A 4,614-nucleotide genomic window follows, 5' to 3' on the forward strand; every position below is an offset into this window, starting at 1 on the left:
ACTTTTACTTCCGATGAGGAATCGGAATATACTGAAGTCTGATACACTGTGCCATGTACAGCAGCGATTGCGGTCGGCAGTTCCAGTTCGAATCTGCTTATCTTGTCCTTGAATTGCTTCATCTTTGTCCAGATCGAACCTGCCGGGAAACCGATCCGGGTTTTTGAATCATCCTTACCTGTATCCCTGAGAGTCTCCAGTGTCATCTCTGTTTTCTCATTGAGTCTTACTACCGACTCACGGTTTATTACAATCTCCGCTCTTCCTGATGCAGCGGTCTGGATTACATCTCCGGGGTAAAGAATGCTGTTAACGGTCAGTTTACTGAAAGTATCACTTCCTGGCCGCTTGATTCTGACATCTCCCACGACACAGGTGACCACTCCCTGTGTTACTGCGATTTTTTTGACAAAAAGGGTATCAGTTATTGCTGTTTTCCCTTTTGCTGATCCGGTACTTTCTGTGGTTTGCGGTTTCCTCAGTGTAAGTTTCGACCCGGCCCTTATTAAGTTGACATCTTTGATTACCGGATTATCCCTTTTAATTGCCTCTCCCAGTTCTTTGCTGTAGTAACCGTAATAATCGATGCAGACCAGGCTGAGAGATTCGCCATTTTTCACCTGGTGAACGAATGTGTCTGAATTGGTGGAAGCGGTAATAATCCCAATTGCGGCGATAATTGCTGAAAACACAATTCCCTCTTTTTTCAGCCGCATATATCCCCCTGTATTCTTGTGTAAACGGAAGCACTTGCTTATCTGCATAAAATATGATTTGGCGGAAGCAGGATGGGCTTTCCTGTATTGGCATGGAGGAATCGAAATTGCATTGACTGAAAATCCTTTATTTCTGGTTTAGGACAGCCGCTTGTGGTATTTTTAATATCTGTTATAATACAGGTGCACTAATAGCTATCCTAAAAAGAGAGGCAGAAAAAAATGAAAAAGAGACCAGTGTGTCTTATTATTCGTGATGGCTGGGGCAGAGGTAAGGAAGAGAATTCCAACGCCATTTTCAAGGCAGCTACCCCTTTTACCGATCAGTACGAAAAAAACTGTCCCACTACCATTATTGAAACCTCCGGACTCAGTGTGGGACTTCCTGCAGGATATATGGGAAACAGCGAAGTCGGTCATCTCAATATCGGGGCTGGACGTACAGTTTATCAGAGCCTTACCCGTATTGACAAATCGATATCAGACGGGGATTTCTTTACGAACATGGCATTCCTTACCGCTATAGAGTATGTCAAAAAAAGCGGCGGCAATCTTCATCTGGCCGGTCTGATCCAGGAAGAGGGTGTGCATGCGGTAACAAGGCATTGTATTGCGCTTCTTGAACTCTGCAAAAAGCATGATCTCAAAAATGTGCTGATTCACGCTATCACGGACGGCAGGGACACTCCGCCAAAATCCGCCCTCGAGCATCTGCAGTTTCTTCAGGAGGGGATCGAGAAGACCGGTACCGGAAGAGTAGCTACAGTTATAGGGCGCTATTATGCCATGGACAGGGACAACAGATGGGAGCGGACCGAACTGGCATACCGTGCGATCATGGAGGGGAAGGGGACCAGTGCCGGAAACTGGAGAGAAGCTATTGAGAATGCTTATGCATCCGGCGAAACTGATGAGTTTATAAAGCCAAAGATTATCGATTATCAGGGTATGAGTGAGAAGGATGCGTTCATCTTTTTCAATTTCCGTTTTGATCGCACTCGTCAATTAACAAAGGCGATGGTGGAACCGCAGTTCTCTGAATTCAGCAGGCCTTTTGTCGTATCCTGCTTTATAGCAATGACCCATTATTATGATGATGGCAATTTCATCGAGGCCTATCCGGAGATGAGCAATGCCAATATTCTGGGTGAAGTGTTGTCTAATAATGGCCTGAAGCAGTTCAGATGCGCTGAAACGGAGAAATATGCGCATGTCACGTTTTTCTTCAATGGCCAGAGAAATGATCCATTTCCAGGTGAAGACAGGGTACTTGTCCCAAGTCCGAAAGTGCCTACTTACGATCACAAGCCGGAGATGAGTGCGCTGGAGGTCAGGGATAAGCTTGTGGAGGCAATAAACAGTGACAAATACGATGTGGTTATCTGTAATTTTGCCAACTGTGACATGGTAGGGCACACCGGGGTTTACGAAGCGATCATAAAGGCCGTGGAAACTGTTGATACCTGTGTACATGATGTTGTGGAGGCGGCACTGGCAAAGGGAGGTGCCTGTATCATTACCGCTGACCATGGAAATGCGGAGCAGACAAAGCTCGAGGATAATTCTCCGATGACAGCACATACCACAAATCCGGTGCCGTTGACTCTTATCGGTGTCCCTGGTGTGAAACTGAGAGAGGGCGGAAAACTCTGCGATATCGCACCAACTGTTCTGGATCTGCTTTCAATCGAAGTGCCTCCGGAGATGACCGGAAAGTCGCTTATCTCCTGATAATTGCATGTCAAAAAGAAGAATACACAGAATACTGTTTCTCTCCCATGAATTTCCACCCTTTGGTGGTGGGGGAGGACGGATTCTGGCTTACCTGTGTGATGAGCTTCATAAGAGAGGCTTCGAGCTGACTGTCCTGACGGCTTCTCCTCCTGCAAAAATCCGGCAGCAGTTTCCTTTCCGGGTGGTCTATTTTCCCACATTCAGAAAAGCCCGCTTTAAAACCAGTGTTCCCGCAATGATTCTTTACATCCTTCAAACATTTTTTTTCGGCCTTTCCGGGAAGGCGAAAGGATATGACCTGCTTTTTTCCAATATGGCGATCCCTGCAGGAATTGTCGGTTCAGTCTTGCGCAGGATTCTCAATGTTCCTCATGTGGTATGGTATCATAATACCGAGGTCACACAGAACAGGCCCGACCGGGCTGGTTTCTTTTTCAGAATGATGTGCAATTCAGTGGGAAAACAGGCTGACATGAATTTCTTTATTTCAAAGGGACTTCTTGACCTGGCGCTTACCTATGGGCCTGTCCCCTCTCCCTCTGTGCTTCCTAATGCTGTCTGCATACATCAGAGTTTTCCCCGCAGGTATGAAAAAGGTGAAAAGATCTTTCTTTTTGCGGCCAGGATGGAATCTGTAAAGAATCCCCTTCTTCTTATCGATGCTGTGCGAATCTTGAAGGAACAGGGTTTGCCGGCTGAAACACGGATTCTGATGTTCGGAAGCGGTTCTCTTTACAAAAAAGTAAAGGAAAGAATCATAAGGTATGGACTTGAAAACACGGTTTCTCTGGAGCCTGTTCTGCTGTTTGAGAAAATGCCGGAGCTCTACAGCAGGTCCTATGCTTTGCTTATTCCTTCGGTTGTAGAGGGGTTTCCAACGACAATTCTTGAAGCGGGTGCATTCGGGGTTCCTGCCATCGGCTCTGACACGATCGGGAACAGGGATGCGATTATTAATCGTGAAACTGGTATTCTGGTCAGGTTGAATGACTGTGAGAATCTGGCTGATGCGATGCATAAACTGGCATCTGATCCCTCTTTACGCAACCGCTTGGGGGAGGCAGCTTTCGCAAGGTCGAAAGAGTTTACAATCCAGAGAACCGCGGGCACCTTTGTTTCAGCTTTGGATTCAGGCCTCTAAATTGTGATCCCTGGGAATCTTGAGCAGGGAGAGGAAAAAAGAGGAGAACACTATCTGGATGCCGATCATCATGAAAAGCAGGCAGAAGAGACAGAGCTTGATCTCAAAGAACGGCCCCACAAAATTGACCTTTATCCATTTGGCAACTATATAGAGACTTCCTGCAAACCCGGCAGCGAAAAGAAGAGTTCCCGCAATAATCCCACGCTCAAGTGTGACCAGTTTAGTAAGTGTTTCAAGCAGAATATCAGGCTGCTCAAAGCCCTCCCTGATACTGAAAGTCCTTGCATACAGGCCCATCATTATGATCTGTGATCCAAGCAGGCAGAACAGGACAAAGAATACCATGGCATGGAAGTCGAAGGTGTGGTGAAAAAATACAAGCTTTCCATACCCTGAGAGCAGAAATGCGATAAATCCACAGACAAACAGGATGCCGCCCGGGATCAGGTAAAGCCATGTGGGGCTGTACAGAAGCATGAATCTGATGTGCCGCCAGGCATCGGAAAATGAGTTCAGTTTCGATTCCCCCTGGCGGGCTGAGTAGATGATAGGGATCTCCTCAATGCGCAGATGTGCTCTCAGGGCGGCAACTATCATCTCAGAGGCAAATTCCATCCCTGTGGTTTTAAGTTTAAGCCTGTTTAAAGCCTCTTTTGTAATTGCTCTCAGACCGGTATGTGCGTCAGAAACCGATGATCCGAAAAAAATGTTCAATATAAAGGTCAGAATCGGGTTTCCGATATACCTGTGTGAGAAAGACATCGCTCCCTTTGCTATTTTGCCCTTGAAACGGGAGCCAAGTACCATATCCGCGCCATCATTCAGAGGTTTCAGCAGTGACGGGATCTCCCTGAAATCATATGTATCATCCCCGTCACCCATCACCAGAACACTTCCTTTACTCTCTTTGATACCCTTTAAATAGGCAGCCCCGTAACCGCGGATACTCTGTTTTACAACTCTTGCACCTGATGTTTCCGCTATTTCGGCACTGCGATCCGTAGAGCCGTTATCAACTAC

General features: G+C 46.6%; 4 protein-coding genes. 2 read left to right on the forward strand and 2 right to left on the reverse strand.

Annotated elements, in window-relative coordinates; translation table 11 throughout:
* Window positions 1-716 (reverse strand): FecR domain-containing protein (locus GX089_08955; GenBank protein ID NLP02609.1); only part of this gene is annotated, 716 nt, incomplete at its 3' end.
* Between the two features lie 222 nt (window positions 717-938).
* Between GX089_08955 and GX089_08960 the strand changes: the two genes are divergently transcribed.
* Window positions 939-2,447 (forward strand): 2,3-bisphosphoglycerate-independent phosphoglycerate mutase, encoded by a 1,509-nt coding sequence (locus GX089_08960; GenBank protein ID NLP02610.1) that lies wholly within the window; start codon window positions 939-941, stop codon window positions 2,445-2,447.
* A gap of 7 nt (window positions 2,448-2,454) precedes the next feature.
* Complete coding sequence (locus GX089_08965) at window positions 2,455-3,591, forward strand: glycosyltransferase family 4 protein (protein NLP02611.1); 1,137 nt, start codon at window positions 2,455-2,457, stop codon at window positions 3,589-3,591.
* Here the strand turns inward: GX089_08965 and GX089_08970 are convergent.
* Window positions 3,580-4,614 (reverse strand): glycosyltransferase family 2 protein (locus GX089_08970; protein NLP02612.1); only part of this gene is annotated, 1,035 nt, incomplete at its 5' end. The genes GX089_08965 and GX089_08970 overlap by 12 nt on opposite strands.

The sequence above is a fragment of the Fibrobacter sp. genome, assembly GCA_012523595.1.
In the GTDB taxonomy this organism is placed as follows: Bacteria; Fibrobacterota; Chitinivibrionia; order Chitinivibrionales; family Chitinispirillaceae; genus JAAYIG01.